This window comes from Kocuria sp. CH-021 (genome assembly GCF_049716185.1).
Classification (GTDB): Bacteria; Actinomycetota; Actinomycetes; order Actinomycetales; family Micrococcaceae; genus Kocuria; species Kocuria cellulosilytica.
Window position 1 is genome coordinate 215,191 of the sequence record NZ_JBNAFK010000001.1, and the last position, 17,679, is coordinate 232,869.

The 17,679-nt window shown below is 74.5% G+C and carries 18 protein-coding genes and 2 tRNA genes; 9 read left to right on the forward strand and 11 right to left on the reverse strand.

Annotated elements, in window-relative coordinates; all coding sequences use genetic code 11:
* The first annotated feature begins 162 nt into the window (after positions 1–162).
* Together ACPYN7_RS00965 and ACPYN7_RS00970 are read left to right on the forward strand one after the other, a co-directional pair.
* Positions 163–234, forward strand: a tRNA-Thr gene (locus tag ACPYN7_RS00965).
* A 62-nt stretch (positions 235–296) separates the two neighbouring features.
* Positions 297–370 (forward strand) — tRNA-Met (locus ACPYN7_RS00970).
* Positions 371–475: 105 nt separating this feature from the next.
* On the opposite strand, the gene ACPYN7_RS00975 is transcribed toward ACPYN7_RS00970, so the two are convergent.
* Positions 476–1,603 carry a calcium/sodium antiporter gene (locus ACPYN7_RS00975; protein WP_424346432.1) on the reverse strand — a complete coding sequence of 376 codons (1,128 nt, stop codon included), beginning with the start codon at positions 1,601–1,603 and terminating at the stop codon, positions 476–478.
* A gap of 111 nt (positions 1,604–1,714) precedes the next feature.
* On the opposite strand from ACPYN7_RS00975, the gene ACPYN7_RS00980 reads away from it, so the two are divergent.
* From ACPYN7_RS00980 to ACPYN7_RS00995, 4 genes are read left to right on the forward strand one after another with little or no spacing between them, the layout of a single operon-like run.
* Complete coding sequence (locus ACPYN7_RS00980) at positions 1,715–2,164, forward strand: FAS1-like dehydratase domain-containing protein (RefSeq protein WP_424346433.1); 450 nt, start codon at positions 1,715–1,717, stop codon at positions 2,162–2,164.
* Positions 2,161–2,646, forward strand: a complete 486-nt coding sequence (locus ACPYN7_RS00985) for a MaoC family dehydratase (protein ID WP_424346434.1) — start codon at positions 2,161–2,163, stop codon at positions 2,644–2,646. Before ACPYN7_RS00980 ends, ACPYN7_RS00985 begins: the two co-directional genes overlap by 4 nt.
* Before the next feature lie 44 nt (positions 2,647–2,690).
* A complete protein-coding gene (locus ACPYN7_RS00990) occupies positions 2,691–3,806 on the forward strand; it encodes a UDP-N-acetylmuramate dehydrogenase (protein ID WP_058872491.1) in 1,116 nt (371 codons plus the stop codon).
* 10 nt (positions 3,807–3,816) lie between these two features.
* Entirely contained in the window at positions 3,817–4,212 is a 396-nt protein-coding gene (locus ACPYN7_RS00995; RefSeq protein WP_058872492.1) for a TIGR02611 family protein, read from the forward strand.
* A gap of 144 nt (positions 4,213–4,356) precedes the next feature.
* Here the strand turns inward: ACPYN7_RS00995 and ACPYN7_RS01000 are convergent, their stop codons facing one another.
* From ACPYN7_RS01000 to ACPYN7_RS01045, 10 genes are all read right to left on the reverse strand, one after another.
* The gene (locus ACPYN7_RS01000; protein WP_082696878.1) at positions 4,357–4,737 is read right to left on the reverse strand and encodes a GntR family transcriptional regulator; all 381 of its coding nucleotides are present in this window, start codon (positions 4,735–4,737) and stop codon (positions 4,357–4,359) included.
* Between the two features lie 3 nt (positions 4,738–4,740).
* Positions 4,741–5,883, reverse strand: coding sequence for an aspartate-semialdehyde dehydrogenase (gene asd / locus ACPYN7_RS01005; RefSeq protein WP_424346435.1), 1,143 nt, complete (start codon positions 5,881–5,883; stop codon positions 4,741–4,743).
* A 10-nt stretch (positions 5,884–5,893) separates the two neighbouring features.
* Complete coding sequence (locus tag ACPYN7_RS01010) at positions 5,894–6,286, reverse strand: GNAT family N-acetyltransferase (protein ID WP_058872494.1); 393 nt, start codon at positions 6,284–6,286, stop codon at positions 5,894–5,896.
* Between the two features lie 26 nt (positions 6,287–6,312).
* Complete coding sequence (locus ACPYN7_RS01015; protein WP_424346436.1) at positions 6,313–6,936, reverse strand: dihydrofolate reductase; 624 nt, start codon at positions 6,934–6,936, stop codon at positions 6,313–6,315.
* The gene (locus ACPYN7_RS01020; RefSeq protein WP_424346437.1) at positions 6,933–7,775 is read right to left on the reverse strand and encodes a thymidylate synthase; all 843 of its coding nucleotides are present in this window, start codon (positions 7,773–7,775) and stop codon (positions 6,933–6,935) included. Before ACPYN7_RS01020 ends, ACPYN7_RS01015 begins: the two co-directional genes overlap by 4 nt.
* 87 nt (positions 7,776–7,862) lie before the next feature.
* Positions 7,863–9,032 (reverse strand): NUDIX hydrolase, encoded by a 1,170-nt coding sequence (locus tag ACPYN7_RS01025; RefSeq protein WP_231738230.1) that lies wholly within the window; start codon positions 9,030–9,032, stop codon positions 7,863–7,865.
* Positions 9,033–9,209: 177 nt separating this feature from the next.
* On the reverse strand, positions 9,210–10,907 hold the full coding sequence (locus ACPYN7_RS01030) for a dihydroxyacetone kinase family protein (RefSeq protein ID WP_424346438.1): 1,698 nt from the start codon (positions 10,905–10,907) through the stop codon (positions 9,210–9,212).
* A gap of 143 nt (positions 10,908–11,050) precedes the next feature.
* Positions 11,051–13,324 (reverse strand): RNA degradosome polyphosphate kinase, encoded by a 2,274-nt coding sequence (locus ACPYN7_RS01035; RefSeq protein ID WP_424346439.1) that lies wholly within the window; start codon positions 13,322–13,324, stop codon positions 11,051–11,053.
* A gap of 60 nt (positions 13,325–13,384) precedes the next feature.
* Positions 13,385–14,317: a mycothiol synthase gene (gene mshD, locus ACPYN7_RS01040; RefSeq protein WP_424346440.1), complete on the reverse strand. Its 933-nt coding sequence runs from the start codon at positions 14,315–14,317 to the stop codon at positions 13,385–13,387.
* A gap of 50 nt (positions 14,318–14,367) precedes the next feature.
* Entirely contained in the window at positions 14,368–15,051 is a 684-nt protein-coding gene (locus ACPYN7_RS01045; protein ID WP_157571239.1) for a response regulator transcription factor, read from the reverse strand.
* Between the two features lie 205 nt (positions 15,052–15,256).
* Here ACPYN7_RS01045 and ACPYN7_RS01050 point away from each other — a divergent pair, with 205 nt between their 5' ends.
* The 3 genes from ACPYN7_RS01050 to ACPYN7_RS01060 all read left to right on the forward strand — a co-directional run bounded on the left by ACPYN7_RS01050 (position 15,257) and on the right by ACPYN7_RS01060 (position 17,672).
* Positions 15,257–15,862, forward strand: coding sequence for a hypothetical protein (locus ACPYN7_RS01050; RefSeq protein ID WP_368824760.1), 606 nt, complete (start codon positions 15,257–15,259; stop codon positions 15,860–15,862).
* A 116-nt stretch (positions 15,863–15,978) separates the two neighbouring features.
* Positions 15,979–16,578 carry an FABP family protein gene (locus ACPYN7_RS01055; protein WP_424346441.1) on the forward strand — a complete coding sequence of 200 codons (600 nt, stop codon included), beginning with the start codon at positions 15,979–15,981 and terminating at the stop codon, positions 16,576–16,578.
* On the forward strand, positions 16,578–17,672 hold the full coding sequence (locus ACPYN7_RS01060; RefSeq protein ID WP_058872502.1) for a YgfZ/GcvT domain-containing protein: 1,095 nt from the start codon (positions 16,578–16,580) through the stop codon (positions 17,670–17,672). The genes ACPYN7_RS01055 and ACPYN7_RS01060 overlap by 1 nt, the downstream gene beginning before the upstream one ends.
* Positions 17,673–17,679 lie beyond the last annotated feature (7 nt).

The following is a 17,679-nucleotide window of genomic DNA, read 5'->3' on the forward strand; positions in this document are numbered from 1 at the left end:
TGCGCGTGGTGCTGCCCGGCACCTTCGCCGCGGACCTGCCGCACCTTTCCCGGCCTGCGCTCCGGTCCCCGGCAGGGGCTGCGGCGCGGCTCCGAGGGTGCCGTGGGAGGGTCCCGGGCGATTTTGGTTCTCCCGAAACGTGCTGGTAGAGTCTTCGTCGTTGCCCCGATAGCTCAGTGGTAGAGCGCCATCTTGGTAAGATGGAGGTCCCGGGATCGATTCCCGGTCGGGGCTCTCGTGATGAGATCCCGCGGCCCGGCCGTGCAGGCCGATCAGCCGCGGTGTCCCATCCCTCTGGCGGTGTAGCTCAGCTGGTTAGAGCGCACGACTCATAATCGTGAGGTCGACGGATCGAGCCCGTCCACCGCTACGGCGAAAAGCCCGTGACCGAAGGTCACGGGCTTTTGTCGTGCCTGGGCGCGGCTCGGGCGCTCCCCGGTCCATCCGGCACGGCCCGGCGGGCCGCCGACGCCGGTCACGGGGAGCGGCCGGCGTCCCGGCGGCCCCGGCGCAGCCCCAGTTCGTAGGCCGTGAGGGCGGCCAGCGTCAGGACGACCAGCGGCAGGACGAACCACGCCATGGTCAGCGTGAACCCCTCCAGGGCGTCGTGCTCGGTCGCCGCGAGGACCACGTAGCCGGTGTAGGCGGCGTACAGCCCCACGAACAGGGCACCCTCCCAGCGGGCCACCGCGAAACCCGTGAACGCCACGGGCAGGAGGGCCACCGACGCGGCCAGCATCACCGGGATGTCCAGGGCCACCGCGGCGCCCGCCACCGGGATGCCGTCGCGGGCGATCAGGGCGGGCAGGCCGAGCACCACCCCGATGTTGAAGAGATTGCTGCCGACCACGTTGCCGACCGCGAGGTCGCGCTCACCCCGGCGCACCGCGATGATCGACGTCGCCAGCTCGGGCAGGGACGTCCCGACGGCCACGACGGTCAGCCCGACTACGAGGCTGCTGACGCCCAGCGAGGTGGCGATGCTGACGGCCCCGTCGACGAGCAGGCTCGCCCCGGCCACCAGCAGGGCCACGCCGAGCACCACGAGCAGCACCGAGCGGGGGACCGAGGCGGGGGCCGGCTCCTCGCCGGGTCCGGCGCCTGCGCCGGCCCCGTGCTCGCCGGGCGGGCGCCCTGCGGGCACCTCGGCCCCGCGCCGGCCGAGGACGACGGTCAGCACCGTGTGCGCCACCACCGCGGAGAGCAGGAGGACTCCGTCCAGCGCGCCGATCCGCCCGTCGAGCGAGACCAGGAGCAGCGCGGCCGACAGGGCCACCACCAGGGGCAGGTCCAGGCGCACCAGGCGCTGGGTGACCGCGAGGGGCAGCACCAGCGCGGAGGCCCCGAGGATGAGCAGGACGTTGACGATGTTGCTGCCCACCACGTTGCCGACGGCCAGGCCGGGCTCGTCGCGCAGCACGGCGCCGACGGTGACGGCCAGCTCCGGCGCCGACGTGGCCGCCGAGACCACGGTGAGCCCGACCACCAGGGAGGAGATCCCGACCCGCCGGGCGAGCGCGGACGCCCCCCGCACCAGGAGCTCCCCGCCCAGCACCAGCAGCACCAGTCCGGCGACGATCCGGCCCGCGTCCAGGAGATCCATGGGCAGGAGTGTACGTGCCGGGAGCGTCCGCGGCCCGTGGGGCGGAGCACGCCACCGTAGACTGGGCGCGTCCCGCCGCCTGCGCGCGGCCCCGTCCAGCGAGGAGCTGCCATGCCCGTGAACCCCGATCTCGTCGGGCGGACCTACCCGCCGGCCGAGCCCTACAGCGTCGGGCGGGAGGCGATCCGCGACTTCGCCCGCGCCGTCCGGGCCGCCCACCCCGCCCACCACGACGTCGAGGCGGCCCGGTCCCTCGGCCACCCCGATCTCGTCGCACCCCCCACCTTCGCGATCGTGGTGGCCCAGCGCGCCGACGCCGCGCTGATCGCCGACCCCGAGGCCGGCATCGACTTCTCGCGCGTGGTCCACGCCGACCAGCGCTTCACCCACCACCGCCCGATCGTGGCCGGGGACGAGCTCGTCGCCGAGCTGCACGTGGACCAGGTCCGGGCCATGGGCTCCGGGGCGATGGTGACGTCCCGCGCCGAGATCCGCGCCGCGGACGGCGAGCAGGTCGCCACCACCGTGTCGTCCCTGCTGGTGCGAGGGGAGGACCAGTGACCGTGTGCATCGACTTCGACAGCCTCGAGAAGGGCCAGGAGATCGGGGAGCGCCGCATCGAGCTCTCCCGCGCCGACCTGGTCCGGTACGCCGGGGCCTCCGGGGACCTCAACCCGATCCACTGGAACGAGGAGTTCGCCCGCTCCGTGGGCCTGCCCGACGTCATCGCCCACGGGATGCTCACGATGGGCGCCGCCGTGCAGCTCGTCACCGACTGGGCCGGCGACCCGGGCGCCGTCGTCGACTACCAGACCCGCTTCACCAAGCCGGTGGTCGTCCCCAACCGCTTCGGGACCGAGGTCGAGTCCTCCACGGCCCTCACGGTCTCCGGGAAGGTCGGCGCCCTCGACGACGCCGCCCGCACCGCGCGCGTGGACCTCACCGTGACCGCCCCCGACCTCTCCGCGGCGGGCGCCGACCCGGCGACCGCGGCCCCGCTGAAGGTGCTGGTGAAGGCCCAGGCCGTGGTGCGGCTGGCGTGAGCGCCGGCCGGGGGTGCGGCGGGCCGGCCGATAAACTGGTCGCCATGACGTCCCCTCGCATCGCAGACCTCACGACCGCCGCCGTGGGCGGACCCGCCCGCCACTACGTGCGGGCGGAGTCCGAGCACGCGGTCGTCGACGCCGTCGCGGCCGCCGACGCCGCCGGACGGGACGTGCTCGTGGTCGGGGGCGGCTCCAACCTCATCGCGGCCGACGCCGGGTTCGCGGGCACCGTGGTGCACGTGGCCTCGCACGGCGTCGAGGTCCTCGACGAGGCTCCGGGGAGCACCCTCCTGGAGGTCCAGGCCGGCCACTCCTGGGACGAGCTCGTGGCGCAGGCCGTGGCCGGGGGACTGGTCGGCATCGAGGCCCTGTCCGGCATCCCCGGCACCACCGGTGCCACCCCGGTGCAGAACGTCGGGGCGTACGGCCAGGAGGTGGCCCAGACCGTGGAGCTCGTGCGGGCCTGGGACCGCCACGAGCGGCGCGTGCGGGAGTTCGCCCCGGCCGACCTGGCCTTCTCCTACCGGGACTCCGCCCTCAAGCGCAGCACGGTGGCCGGCTCCCCGCGCTTCGTCGTCCTCGCGGTGCGGTTCCGGCTCGGGCGGGGCACCGAGAGCGCGCCGGTGCGCTACGGCGAGCTCGCCCGCCGGCTCGGCGTCGAGGTGGGGGAGCGCGCCCCGCTGGGCCGGGTGCGGGAGACCGTCCTGGCCCTGCGCGCGGGCAAGGGCATGGTGCTCGACCCCGGGGACCGCGACACCTACAGCACCGGCTCGTTCTTCACGAACCCGATCCTCCCGGCGGACGCGCTGGGGGAGCGGCTGCCCGCCGACGCCCCCCGCTTCCCCGTGGTGGACGCCGCGGGACGCCCGATCGCGGACCGGGTCAAGCTCTCGGCCGCGTGGCTCATCGACCACGCGGGCTTCGGCAAGGGCTTCGGGCTGCCCGGCACCCGCAACGAGCTCCTGGACCTCGACGGCGCCGCGGTCGCCGGGGGGCGCGCCTCGCTGTCGACCAAGCACACGCTCGCGCTCACCAACCGCGGCGGCGCCTCCGCGCAGGACCTCATGGCGCTGGCCCGGACGGTCCGGGACGGCGTCGCGTCCGTCTACGGGGTGGACCTCGTCGCCGAGCCCGTCATCGTGGGCACGGCGGTCTGAGGCGGCGGCCGTGAGCAGCCTCGAGGACGAGATCGCCCAGGGGGAGAACTCCGAGGGCCGGGTGCGGAGGGCCCTGGGCCGACTGCGCCGCTGGTCGCGCGGGCACCCCCTGCTGTTCGCGGTCTACCGGACGCTCGTGACGGTCCTCGGCGGCGTCTTCGTCCTGGCGGGGCTGGTCATGCTCGTGACGCCGGGCCCGGGGTGGCTGGCCATCTTCCTGGGCCTCGGGATCTGGGGCACCGAGTTCCACTGGGCGCACCGGCTCAACCAGTGGGCCAAGGGACAGGTGGTGCGCGGCTGGCGGTGGTGGCTGGCCCGCACGGCCGAGGGGCGCCACCGCCGGGCCCTCGCCGGTCCCGGCAACCTCGTGCCGGGTCCCCGGCACCTGCGCACCCCCGGCGCCTGAGCGCACCCGCGCCCCGGCCGGCCGGCCCTGCTGCGGTCCGCCCTCCTGCGGTTCGTCCACGGGCGGTTCGTCCTCTGGCCGTCCGTCCTCGGGTGGCCCGGACTCCGGCTGCACTCCTCGCGGGCCGGCGGGCGGACGCCCGGGTCAGCGGGAGCGGCCCAGCTGCGCGGCCACCAGCTCGAGGGCCTGCTCCGCCGAGAGCCCGAGGTCCGCGATCTCGGCGGCGTAGCGGCGGGCGGCCTGCACCGCCAGGTCCTCGGTCCGGTCCGCGGCGCGCACGAAGCTGCCCCGGCGGCCCCGGGTCTCGATGACGCCGGCGGCCTCGAGCTCGCGGTAGGCCTTGGCCACGGTGCCGGCCGCGAGGCCCAGCGCCTCGGCGAGCCGGCGCACCGGGGGCAGCCGGGTGCCCGGCGGCAGGGTGCCGTCCGTGCGGCCCTGCTGCACCCGGTGCCGGAGCTGCTCGGACGGCGGACGGGCGTCGCCCGCGTCGAGCGCGAGCCCCGGCGGGATCGGGGTCTCCGCCACCGGCTACAGGGTGCCGGTGGCGATGCGCAGCATGCGGCGCAGCGGCTCGGCCGCGCCCCACAGCAGCTGGTCGCCGATCGTGAAGGCGCTGATGTAGCCCGGCCCCATGGCGAGCTTGCGGATCCGGCCCACGGGGATGTCCAGGGTCCCGGAGGTCGCCACGGGGGTGAGGTCCCGCATCGAGTCCTCCTTGGTGTTGGGCACCACGGTGGCCCACTCGTTGTCGGCGTCGATGATCCGCTCGATCTCGTCCACGGGCAGGTCCTCGCGCAGCTTGATCGTGAGGGCCTGGGAGTGCGAGCGCATCGTGGCGATCCGCACGCACAGCCCGTCCATGGGCACCCAGTCCTGGGCGAACCGGTCCGTGCGGCCCAGGATCTTGTTGGTCTCGGCCGCGGACTTCCACTCCTCGCGGGACTGCCCGTTGCCGAGGTCGGCGTCGATCCAGGGGATGAGGGAGCCGGACAGGGGCGCGCCGAACATCGAGGTGTCCAGGGTGTCGCCGCGCTGGGCGTCGAGCACCTTGCGGTCGATGTCCAGGATCGCGGCGGCGGGATCGGCCAGCTCGTCCGCGACGACGCCGTGGAGGGCCCCGAACTGTGCCAGCACCTCGCGCATGTGCCGGGCCCCGCCGCCCGAGGCGGCCTGGTAGGTCATCGACGTGGCCCACTCCACGAGGTCGTTGCGGAACAGCCCGCCCAGCCCCATGAGCAGACAGGAGACCGTGCAGTTGCCGCCCACGAAGTCCTTCACGCCGCTCTCGAGCCCGCGGTCGATGACGTCCCGGTTGACGGGGTCCAGGACGATGATCGCGTCGTCGTTCATCCGCAGGGTCGAGGCGGCGTCGATCCACAGCCCGTCCCACCCGGCGGCGCGGAGCCGGCCGTGCACCTCCTTGGTGTAGTCCCCGCCCTGGGCGGTGACGATCACGGGCAGCTTGCACAGGGTCTCGAGGTCGTAGGCGTCCTGCAGCGTGCCGGCGTCCCCGGCGAACTGCGGGGCGGGGCGGCCGGCGCTCGAGGTGGAGAAGAACACCGGGGTGATTCCCCCGAAGTCACCCTCCTCCTGCATGCGCTGCATGAGCACGGAGCCCACCATGCCGCGCCAGCCGACGAACCCTACCGAATCTCCCGAGCGAAAAGTCATGGCCCCCAGTCTACTGGGCGCGGTGGAGGGCCCAGCGCCGCCGCTTCTCCTTGACCTTCTGCGCCGGCGGGAGCTCGAGACCGGGCACCACCACGTCCCCGTACTGCGGGAAGCGGTGGAGGTAGTCCTGGACGTAGGTGCACGTGGGCCGCACCGCGACGCCCTGCTCCCGGAAGCCGTCCAGCAGCAGCGTGACGAGGGTGCGCGCGTAGCCCTGCCGGCCGAACTGCTCGCCGATGATGGTGTGCTGGAGCTCCACCGTGCCGTCCTCGTGCTCCTGGAAGCCCTCGAAGCCGATGAACTGCTCTCCCCGCCACAGCTCGAAGCGGTCGAGGTCCGAGTTCTTCACGACGCGCAGCTGCTCGTCGTCCCGGATCGTGGGGTCGGGGTGCCGGTCGGTCACGGTCGTCCTCCTGGTCGTGGTGCAGCTCACGCTACCGGAGCCGCCGGGCCACCGGAACCGCGCACGCCGGCCCTGTCCCCGTGCGTGCCGCGCGTGCGCCGGTCGATCCGGTAGCCCAGGCCGGTGCGGGACACCGACGGACCCACGACCGGCTCCGTGGCCCACGTGCCGTCGAGCACCGGGGCGTGCGTGTCCCCCTCGGCGTCGAGGTCGATGACGGTCACGAGCGCCTCCGTCACGGGGTGCTCGGCGTCCGCCAGGGCCTGCCGGTAGACCTCGCCGCCGCCGATCACCCAGATCCGCTCCGCGCCGGGGCTCGACCGGGCCAGGCGCACGGCCTCGGCGTAGGACGCCGCGGTCAGCACCTCGCCGGGCCCGGCCCCCGGGGCCACGCGCTCGGGGGACGAGGTGATCACGATGTTGGTCCGTGCGGGCAGGGGGCGGAAGCGCTCCGGGAAGGACTCCCACGTGCGCCGGCCCATGATCACCGGGTGGCCGGTCGTGGTGCGCCGGAAGAAGGCCATGTCCTCCGGCAGGGACCAGGGCATCGTCCCGCCGCGGCCGATGACACCGCCGGCGGTCTGCGCCCAGATCGCCCCGACCGTCCCGGTGGGTCCGGGCGGGCGCGCCGGGTCCGGGGCGGCGCTCATACGGCCACCGGCGCCTTGATCGCCGGGTGGTGGCGGTAGTCGAGGACCTCGAAGTCCTCGAACTCGTAGTCGAAGACGGTGGCGGGGCGCCGGGCGAGCCGCAGCCGCGGATAGGGGTAGGGCTCCCGCGAGAGCTGCTCGCGGACCTGCGCCACGTGGTTGTCGTAGACGTGGCAGTCGCCGCCGGTCCAGACGAACTCCCCGGGCTCGAGGTCGGTCTGCTGGGCGATCATGACGGTGAGCAGCGCGTAGGAGGCGATGTTGAACGGCACGCCCAGGAACATGTCCGCGGAGCGCTGGTAGAGCTGGCAGGACAGCCGGCCCGGTCCGTCCTCCCGGGGCTCGACGTAGAACTGGAACAGGGCGTGGCACGGCGGCAGGGCCATCTCGTCCACCTCGGCCGGGTTCCACGCGGTCACCACGTGGCGCCGCGAGTCGGGGTTCGTGCGGATCTGCTCCACGACCTTGGCGATCTGGTCGATCGACCCGCCGTCGGCGGTGGGCCAGGACCGCCACTGCACGCCGTAGACCGGGCCGAGCTCCCCGTCCTGGTCGGCCCACTCGTCCCAGATGGACACCCCGCGCTCCTGCAGCCACCGCACGTTCGAGTCCCCGCGCAGGAACCACAGCAGCTCGAGGGCGAGCGACCTGAAGTGCACGCGCTTGGTGGTCAGCAGCGGGAAGGACTCCGCCAGGTCGAAGCGGATCTGGCGCCCGAAGACGCTGCGCGTCCCGGTGCCCGTGCGGTCGGACTTGTGCACGCCCTGGTCGAGGACCTCCCGCAGGAGGTCCTCGTAGGGCGTCGGCACCGGGGCGGGCACGGGGGCGGGGGAGGTCATGCGGGACTCCTCGGGAAGGCTCGTGGCGGAAGGGGACGCGGCAGAAAGGGGCGTGGCGGGGGACCTCGTGGCGGGCCGGGCGGGAGGTCAGTCGTCGAAGGGCTTCACGAGCTCCACGGAGACCACGCGGCGGCGGTGCCGGCGGGAGACCTGCAGCACGATCATCTCGCCGGGGGACAGGTACGGGTCCTTGGCCGGCAGCAGCGCGGCGAGCTCGGGGTCCGTGTGCCGGGCGATGACCTTGATGACGGTGGGCAGCACCGGGCGGTGGGTGCACAGCGCCACGGGGACGTCCTTGTCGAACATGGTCTGGGCCACGGCGGCCGCCTTCTTGGGATGGCGCTTGTGCGAGGCCTCCGTCAGCTGGGGGCGTTCCCGCACGGAGACCCCGGCCTTCCGCGCGTACGGCACCACCGTGGACAGGCACCGGAGCCAGGGGGACGTGAGCACCCGCTCGGGGGACCAGGCCCGCAGCAGCCGGGTCACGGCGAGGGCCTGGCGCTTGCCGGTCGCGGCCAGGGGGCGGTCGCCCTCGGCCCGGGACCAGGACGAGCGCGGCTTCGCCTTGGCGTGGCGCACGACGATCGCCGGGCGCGTGGCGAGGTCCCCCTGCTCGTGCAGCTCCACGAGGGCCGCGAGCGGCTCCCGGTCGGAGGGGTTGGTCAGCATCCGGTGCGCCTCGTCGGGCCCGACCCAGCGGACGGCATCGACCTCCCGGCCGTCGGGCTCGGGGCGCGCCCCGGGACCGAACTCCGCGGCCCAGTAGTGCACGTCCTTGCTGCCGTCCTTGACCTCGTAGCGGATGGTGGGCAGGGGCACCCCCAGCCGCGGGAGCAGGCCGATCTCCTCGCTGACCTCCCGGTGGGCGGTCTCGGGCAGCGTCTCGCCCTCGTCCTGCTTGCCCTTGGGGAAGGACCAGTCGTCGTAGCGCGGCCGGTGGATGAGCAGGACCTCGAGGTCGTTGCCCGTCCGTCGCCAGCACAGGCACCCGGCCGCGAGCACGGCGGCGGGCCGTCCGCCCGCCGCCGTGCTCCTCGCACCGGTCCTCGTTCCCGCCCTGCCGGTGCTCCCGTCCGGGCCCGGCCCGGAGGTCCTCCCCGCGGTCCGCACGGCGGTCCTCACTGCGGTTCTGTCGCCGGTCCGCTCCGCGGCCTTCGCGGCGGTCTTCACAGCCGCCTTCTCAGCGGTCTTCTCAGTGGTCTTCTCAGCGGCCTTCTCGGTGCTGGTCGCTGCGGTGTTCTCGACGGTCCTGGGCATGGTCCCTCTCTCGTCCCCTGTCCGTGGTGCACGGGCGTGCCGGGGCCCGCGGTCCGGACCATCGGGTGGCACCCCCACGATGCTACCGCCGACCCCCTGGGTCCTGGGCGTGCTGCCGGCGGACTCGATCACCTGCCGCCGGGGCTCGAGGACCCGTCCCCGGGGGCGGGGTGCGGATCAGCCGTCCGCCCACGGGCGCAGGACGGCCTCCAGCCACACGGTGACGGCCACCGCCCCGGGATCCGGGGTGCCGACGGCTCGCTCTCCCACGTAGCTGGAGCGGCCCAGCCCGGCGACCGCTCCCGTCGTTGCCTCCGTGCCCTCCGCGGCCCGGACGAGGGCCTCGGCCGCGAGCCGGTGCGGATCGCGGCCGTCCGCGGGGACGCCGCCCAGGGCCTCGGCGGCGGGGATGAGCGCGTCCATCATGGTGGAGTCCCCTACCCGGGCGCCGCCGAGCTCCTGCAGACGAGCCACCGCGTCCTGGAAGCCCGCGGTGAGGGCCTCCAGCCGGACCTCGCGCTCTCCGGGCTCGAACGCCTCGCCGAGGGCCAGGACGAAGAAAGAGTAGAGGGGCCCGGACGTCCCCCCGACCTCGTGCTGCAGCACGTGGGCGACGGCCCGGAACCAAGTGCGCAGGTCCGGGGCCGCGCCGAGCTGCTCCCGACGCGTCCGCAGCGCCCTCGCGCCCCGGGCGAGATTGGTCCCGAGGTCCCCGTCGCCGACCTTCCGGTCGAGTTCGGTGAGCCGCTGCTCCGCCTCCTCGACCGCGTCCACGGCGCGGAACAGGGCGTCGAGGACCGCGGGGTCGATCCGGTCGGCGCCGGCCAGTTCGGCCAGGGGGTCGGGCAGATCCACCGTGGTCTCCCGCGGCGATCCGGCGGGCACGGTGGGCCTCGCCCAGCCGGGAGCGTCGGTGTCGGCACCCAGCAGCTCCAGCAGCTCGTCGTCCACGCGGGCCAGGGTGACGGAGGCGCCGGGCATGTCGAGGCTGGTGAGCAGCGTCCCGGACCAGCACAGGCGCACGTCCAGCCCGTGCCCCCGGGCGGCTGCGAGCACCTCGCCCGCCAGGATCTCCAGCTCCAGCGGCGGCGTGGCCCCCAGCCCGTTGACCAGCGCGACCACGGCGTCTCCGTCCCGCAGCCCCCGGTCGGCCACGACGGCGTCGACCAGCCGGGCGGCGACGTGCCGGGCGGAGTCGGCCGTGCCGCGCTCCTTGCCCGACTCGCCGTGGATGCCCAGCCCCCACTCGACCTCGTCCTCGGCCAGGTCGAAGTTGGGGGCGTCGGCACCGGGGACGAAGCCGGGGCCCAGGGCGACGCCCATGGTGCCCATCCCCGGCAGGAACTCCTCGAGGAGGCGCCGGATGTCGGTGACCCCGCGGCCGGACTCCGCCGCGGCGCCGGCGATCTTGTGCACCAGCACCGTCCCGCCGATCCCGCGGCGGCCAGCGCCGGCGGAGTCGCCCAGGGCGACGTCGTCGGCCACGACGACCGTGGCCGCGGTCCGCCCCGAGGCCTGCGCGGTCTCCTCGGCCAGGCCGAAGTTCAGGAGGTCCCCGGTGTAGTTCTTCACGATGAGCAGGACGTCCCGGTCCTCGCCGACCGCCTGCAGCGCCGCCTGGACGGCGTCCGCCGACGGGGAGGTGAACACCGGCCCGCACACGGCGGCGTCGAGCATGCCGCGGCCCACGAACCCGGCGTGGGCGGGCTCGTGCCCGGAGCCCCCGCCCGAGATCAGCGCCACCTTCCCGTCCGCTCGCTCGGTCCGCACGACGACGGGCCAGCCCGTCACCCGGGCGAGGTCGCGGTTGCGGGCGGTGAGCCCGGTGATGAGGTCCTCGACGACGTCGGCGGGGTCGTTGATCAGCTTGCGCATGGCGGTCCTTCGGTCGGGGAGGGGTGGATGCCCGCGATCAGCCCATCACAGGAGCGGCACCGGGCCAAGGGCACCGAGCCGGACGAGTGGTCCCACGGGGCAGGGACCTCGGCGGGACCGGGCGAGGGCGCCCGGGACCGGCCTCAGATCGTGGGCCGGCCGAGGGCCCGGCTGCGCAGCAGGTGCTCCTGGACGTCCACGAGCGGGTTCCCCTCGGCGTCCCGGTGGTGGCGGGTCCACACGCCCTCGGCGTCCAGGTGCCAGCTGGCCGTGCCGTCCGAGACGTAGCGGGCGAGCAGCCGCACGAGCGCCTCCGCCTGCTGGGGGTCGGTGATCCGGACCAGGGTCTCCACCCGGCGGTCCAGGTTGCGGTGCATCATGTCCGCCGAGCCGATGTAGACCAGGGGCGCGCCGGCGTTGCAGAACGCGAAGACCCGGGAGTGCTCCAGGAACCGGCCCAGCACCGATCGGACCCGGATGTTCTCGCTGAGCCCCGGCACCCCCGGGCGCAGGGCGCAGATCCCGCGGACCACCACGTCCACGGGCACCCCGGCCTGCGAGGCCCGGTACAGGGCGTCGATCACGGCCTCGTCCACGATCGAGTTGCACTTGACCTGGATCCGCGCCGGCCGGCCGGCCCGGTGGTGGCGGATCTCGGCCTCGACGAGGTCGATGAGCCCGGAGCGCACCGACCGCGGCGCCACGAGCAGGCGCTGGAACGTGGTCTTGGGGGCGTAGCCGGAGAGCTGGTTGAACAGCCTCGAGACGTCCTCCCCGACCTCGGGGTCGCACGTGAGCAGGCCCAGGTCCTCGTAGAAGCGCGCGGTGGAGGGGTGGTAGTTGCCGGTGCCGATGTGCACGTAGCGGCGCAGCCCGTGCTCCTCCTGGCGCACCACGAGGGAGAGCTTGCAGTGGGTCTTCAGCCCCACGATGCCGTAGACCACGTGCACCCCGGCCTGCTCGAGCTTGCGGGCCCAGGAGATGTTGGCCTGCTCGTCGAAGCGGGCCTTGATCTCCACGAGTGCCAGCACCTGCTTGCCGGCCTCGGCGGCGTCGATGAGCGCGTCCACGATGGGGGAGTCGCCCGAGGTCCGGTACAGGGTCTGCTTGATGGCCTGGACCTTCGGGTCCGCGGCGGCCTGCTCCAGGAAGGCCTGGACGCTCGTGGCGAACGAGTCGTAGGGGTGGTGCAGCAGCACGTCCCGGGCCCGGGTCGCGGCGAAGACGTCCGCGGCCTTGGCGGTCTCCGCGGCGTTGAGGTAGCGGGAGGTGTGGGCCACGTGGCGGGGGTAGTGCAGCTCCGGGCGGTCGATCCCGGCGATGACCCCCAGTCCGCGCAGGTCCAGGGGGGCGGGCAGCCGGTAGATCTCGGACTCGTCGATGCCCAGCTCGGAGACGAGCAGCTCGAGCACCTCCGTGCTGATGCTGTCCGTGACCTCCAGGCGCACCGCGGGACCGAAGCGGCGGCGCAGCAGCTCCTTCTCGAGCGCCTGCAGCAGGTTCTCGGCGTCGTCCTCCTCGACCTCCAGGTCCTCGTTGCGGGTCACCCGGAACACCTGGTGCTCCTCGACCTCCATCCCGGGGAACAGATCGTCCAGGTGCTGGGCGATGACGTCCTCGAGCGGGATGAACCGGGCCTGGCCGTTCGGCAGCCGGGAGGCGCGGGCCCCGTCCACCGGGAGCAGCCGGGGCAGCTGGTCCGGGACCTTCACGCGGGCGAACAGCCGCTTGCCGGACTGCGGGTTGCGGACCATCACGGCCAGGTTGAGGCTCAGCCCGGAGATGTAGGGGAACGGGTGGGCCGGGTCCACGGCCAGCGGCGTGAGGATGGGGAACACCTGGCGGTGGAAGTCCCGGGTGAGCCGCTCCCGCGTGGCGGCGTCGAGGTCCTCCCAGCCGACCAGGTGGATGTTGTGCCGGGTCAGTTCGGGCCGCACCAGGTCGTGGAAGGCCCTCGCGTGCCGCTCCTGGAGCTCGTGGGCGCGCGCGGCGATGGTGGCCATCTGCTCCGCGGGGGAGTGCCCGGAGGCGGCCGGCCGGGCGATGCCGGTGGCGATGCGCCGCTTGAGCCCCGCCACCCGGACCATGAAGAACTCGTCCAGGTTGGAGGCCACGATGGACAGGAAGTGCACGCGCTCCAGGAGGAAGAGGTCCGGGTCCTCCGCGAGCTCCAGGACCCGGGAGTTGAACGCGACCCAGCTCGCCTCGCGGTCCAGGAAGCGTTCGGGGCCGTGCCGGCCCTCCAGCACCTGCCGGGCCGCGGGCACCGGGTCGTCGATCCGGTCCCGGTCGCCGTGGCCCCGGGCGGCCGCGCCGTCGGGGACGGGGGGCTCGTCCGGCGCGGGCCCGCCGGGCGGGACCCCGGGCGCGCCGGGGGCCGGCGCGGACTGCGGGGTGTCCTGCTGGTGCGTGGTCATCACGGTCCTGTCTCGTGGTGGCGTGTCGGGGCGGTCCCGGCGCGGGGCGGGCGGTGCGGGTCAGGCGGGCAGGTCCCCGGCGTACATCACGTCGAGGTGCCAGGGCCGGAACCCCAGGGCCTCGTACAGCCGCAGGGCGGCGGCGTTGTCGCCGTCCACGTAGAGCATGACCTCGTCCAGGCCCTGCCGTGCCAGGTGGTTGACGCCGGCGGCCGTCAGGGCCCGGCCCAGGCCCGTGCCCTGGTGCCCGGGCGCCACGCCGACGGCGTACACCTCGCCGAGCGGGCCGCGGTCGGCGCCGCCCGCGTGGACCTTGGTCCAGTGGAAGCCGGCCACCGTCCCCGGCTCGTCCTCCCGGACCGCGAGCAGGAAGCCGGCGGGGTCGAACCACGGCTCGGTCTCCCGCTGCCGCAGGTCGTCGAGGGTCATCCGGCCCTGCTCGGGGTGCCCGGCGAACGCCGCCGCGTTGACCCGCAGCCACTCCTGCTCGTCGCGGCCGGGCTCGAACGCCCGCAGCCGGAAGCCCGCGGGCATCTCCTCGGGGAGGGGGAGGTCCGCCGCGCCGCGCAGCGGGCGCAGCAGCCGGTGCAGGTCCCGGGCGGGGGACAGGCCGTGCCGGGCCGCGAGCGCCGCGGCGGCGGGGTGGCCGCCGTGGGCCCAGGCCCGCACCGTGCCGGTGGTGCCGGCGGCCACCGCCGACGCCAGTGCCGTGCCGATCCCGGCGCCGCGGTGGGCGGGATCGACCACGAGCTCCACGAGCTGGGCGCCGTCGGGCTCGGGCACGCGCACGGCGGCGCCGAGGAGCTCCCCGCCGCGCGAGCGCGCCAGGACGGTACTGACCCCTCCGTCCGGGGCCGAGCGCAGGTCGACCAGGGTCTGGTCGGAGAACGGCGGGTCGCCGTCCGCGGCGGCGGCGCGGGAGGCGAGCTCCACGATCGCCTCGGCCGGCGGGGCCTCCGGCCGGTCGAGGTCGTACGGCACGGGCTGGGACATGGGGACCTCCTGCGTGGGGTGCGGAACGGGCGGGCCGGGACGGACGGTGCTCAGCCCTCCCGGGCCCGCGTCGTGGCGAAGCTGTAGCCCACGTTACGCACCGTGGTGATCAGGTGCTCGTGGTCGGCGCCCAGCTTGGCGCGCAGCCGCCGCACGTGGACGTCCACGGTGCGGGTGCCGCCGTAGTAGTCGTAGCCCCAGACCTCGCTCAGCAGCTGGGCGCGCGTGAAGACCCGCCCGGAGTGCTGGGCCAGGTACTTCAGCAGCTCGAACTCCTTGTAGGTCAGGTTCAGGGGCTGGCCGTTGACGTGCGCGGAGTAGGCGGCGTCGTCGATGACCACGGAGCCGGCCCGGATCCGGGTGTCGTCCTCGGGGACCTCGGCCGTGCGGGAGGAGGCGAGGCGCAGCCGGGCCTCGACCTCCGCGGGACCGGCGGTGTCCAGCACCACGTCGTCGACCATCCAGTTCGCGGCCACCGCCGCCATGCCGCCCTCGGTGAGGACCATCAGCAGCGGCGCCGCCAGGCCCTTGGCCGTGAGCAGCTGCGCCAGGTTGCGCGCGGTGATCAGATCGGTGCGCCCGTCCAGCAGGACCACGTCCGGGGAGCGTCCGTCGAGGCTGCCCGAGGCGGTCCGGGTCGGGGCGACCGAGACCTTGTGGTTGAGCAGGTCGAGGGCCGGGAGCACCGATGCCGAGGGTCCGTCCGCGTCGGTCAGCATCAGGATCTGGAACACTCGTGCTTCTCCACTCTGGCGTACGGACTGAGCTGTCAGTATAGGTGCGGGCAGGCGGCCGGCCCCGCGACGCAACCGGCCCGGAGCGTCCTGTGCCCCCGTCCCGTCCGGGCGTCGCCCGCGCCGGGGCGGCGAGCCGCTATCGTTGCTCGTGTCCGCCCGGGCGCAGGTCCCGGCCCTCGACAGTGCAGGAAGCCCGATCGCCATGAGATACGCCATGATCGCCGCGTGCAGCGTGGCCGGCCTCGTGGCGGCCCTGGCCGCGGTCGCGGTCGCCGGGCCCGCGCCGCTGGTCCTGGCGCTGGGGATGTCCGTGGTGATCGGCTTCGGCTGGCCGGCGGCCACCGGCATCGAGGCGAGGCACCGGCACAACGTGATCATGAGCGCCGCCGGCGTCGCGGCGGCCCTGCTCGTGCAGTTCCTGCCCGGCCAGCAGCTCGTCTGGCTGCCCGCCGTCGTCGGGGTGGCCCTGATGACCGTGTTCGCGGCGGAGCTGGTGCGGGGCGAGGGCGCCGAGCACCGGCTCGAGTCCGCGATCGCCTCGACGGCCGGCGTGCTCGCCGCGGTCAGCTCCTCCGGCTGGATCGCCCTGGCCGGCGACTACCGGGCCACGGGCTCCGACCCCGTGCTGCTCGTGGTGGTCGGGGCCGTCCTGGCCGCCCTCGTGGCCCTCGTGGGCGGCCGCGTCATCGCGGCGGCGCCGAAGAGCTCGCCCAAGCGCGGCGTCGTGGCGCTCGGCGTGACCCCCGTGGCGTTCCTCGGGGTGGGGGCCGTGTTCACTGCCCGGCTCGTGAGCACCGTGGTAGTTTAGGGCCATGCTTGCACTCGAAATCTTCTACCTCGCCCTGCTCGGCATCTCCGGTCTGTTCATCGCCGGGATCTCCCTCAAGGTGGTCCTGGGCCTGTTCAAGGGACAGCACTAGTCCCGTGCCCATCGAGATCCCCTCGGATCTGACCCCCGAGCTCGTCCCGTTCGCCTGGTTGCTGGGCACCTGGGAGGGCGACGGCTTCATGGGCTACGGCGAGGTCGAGCAGCGGCCCTTCCGGCAGCGCGTGACCTTCGAGCAGAACGGCCTGCCGTTCCTCGAGTACCGGGCGCAGACCACGCTCCTCGACGAGGAGGGGCAGCCGATGCGCCCGGCCACCGTGGAGCAGGGGTTCTGGCAGCTCGATCGCACCCTCGAGGACGGCGACGTGGGACCCGGGATGCTCCCGCCGGACCTCGTGCCCGTGCTCCAGGGCGCGGAGGACGTGGAGCGGATGCGCAACGCGGACGGCGGCTTCGACGTCCTCGTGACCCTGACCCACCCGGGCGGCATCGCCGAGCTCTACGCCGGGCAGATCAAGGGCCCCCGCATCGACCTCGCCACCGACGCCGTGATCCGCGCCCGCGGGGCCAAGGAGTACAGCTCCTCGACCCGCATGTACGGCCTGGTGCACGGCGACCTGTTCTGGGCCTGGGACATGGCCGCCCTCGGTGAGCCGCTGGCCACCCACGCCTCCGCGCAGCTGCGGAAGATCGGCTGATGCCCGTGACCGACCACCGTTCCCCCCTGCTCCTGCGCCCCGGCGCCGTGGAGGCCGAGCACCTGGACCGCGGGGTGGCCGCCCACTACGGCGACCCGCTGCGCGAGCAGCGCTCGCTCGTGCGGACCCCCGGCACCGTCGTGGACCTCTCCCACAAGGGCGTCGTCACCGTCACCGGGCCCGACCGGCTCAGCTGGCTCACCACGCTCTCCTCCCAGGTGCTCACCGGGCTGGAGCCCGGGCGCAGCACCGAGACCCTCTTCCTGTCCGTGCAGGGCAGGATCGAGTACGCCCCCCACGTGGTCGACGACGGCACCACCACGTGGCTGCTCACCGAGGCCGACGAGACCGCGCCCCTGCTGGCGTGGCTGGAGTCCATGCGCTTCGCGCTGCGCGTCGAGATCGAGGACCGCACCGGGCAGTGGGCCGTGCTCGGGGCCACCGGACCCGTGCCGGGCCTGCCCGCCACCGTCGTGTGGCGGGACCCCTGGCCCGAGATCGCCCCCGGCGGCTGGAGCTACGCCGACCTCCACGGCCCCCACCCGGGCGAGGAGCGCACCTGGTGGGAGCACCTCGTGCCCCGCGACGAGCTCGACAGCCTGACCCGCGACCTCCCGCTCGCCGGCGCCTGGGCCGCCGAGGCGCTGCGCATCGCCGCCTGGCGCCCGCGCCGGGGCGCCGAGACGGACGAGCGGAGCATCCCGCACGAGCTCGACCTCCTGCGCACCGCCGTGCACCTGGCCAAGGGCTGCTACAAGGGCCAGGAGACCGTCGCCCGGGTGCACAACCTCGGGCACCCGCCCCGCCGGCTGGTGCTCCTCGACCTCGACGGCTCGGAGCACACGCTGCCCGCCGCGGGGGCCGACGTGGTCGCGGGGGAGCGCACGGTGGGCCGCGTGACGTCCGTGCAGCTGCACCACGAGCAGGGCCCCATCGCGCTCGCCGTGCTCAAGCGCACCGTCGACCCGGCCGCCCAGCTCGTGGTCACGGACGGCGAGCAGCGGTGGGCCGCCGCACAGCAGGTCGTCGTCCCGCCGGACGCCGGGCAGGTGGTCGGCCGGCAGACGGGCTTCCTCCGGGGCCCCCGCTCCTAGCTCGCGC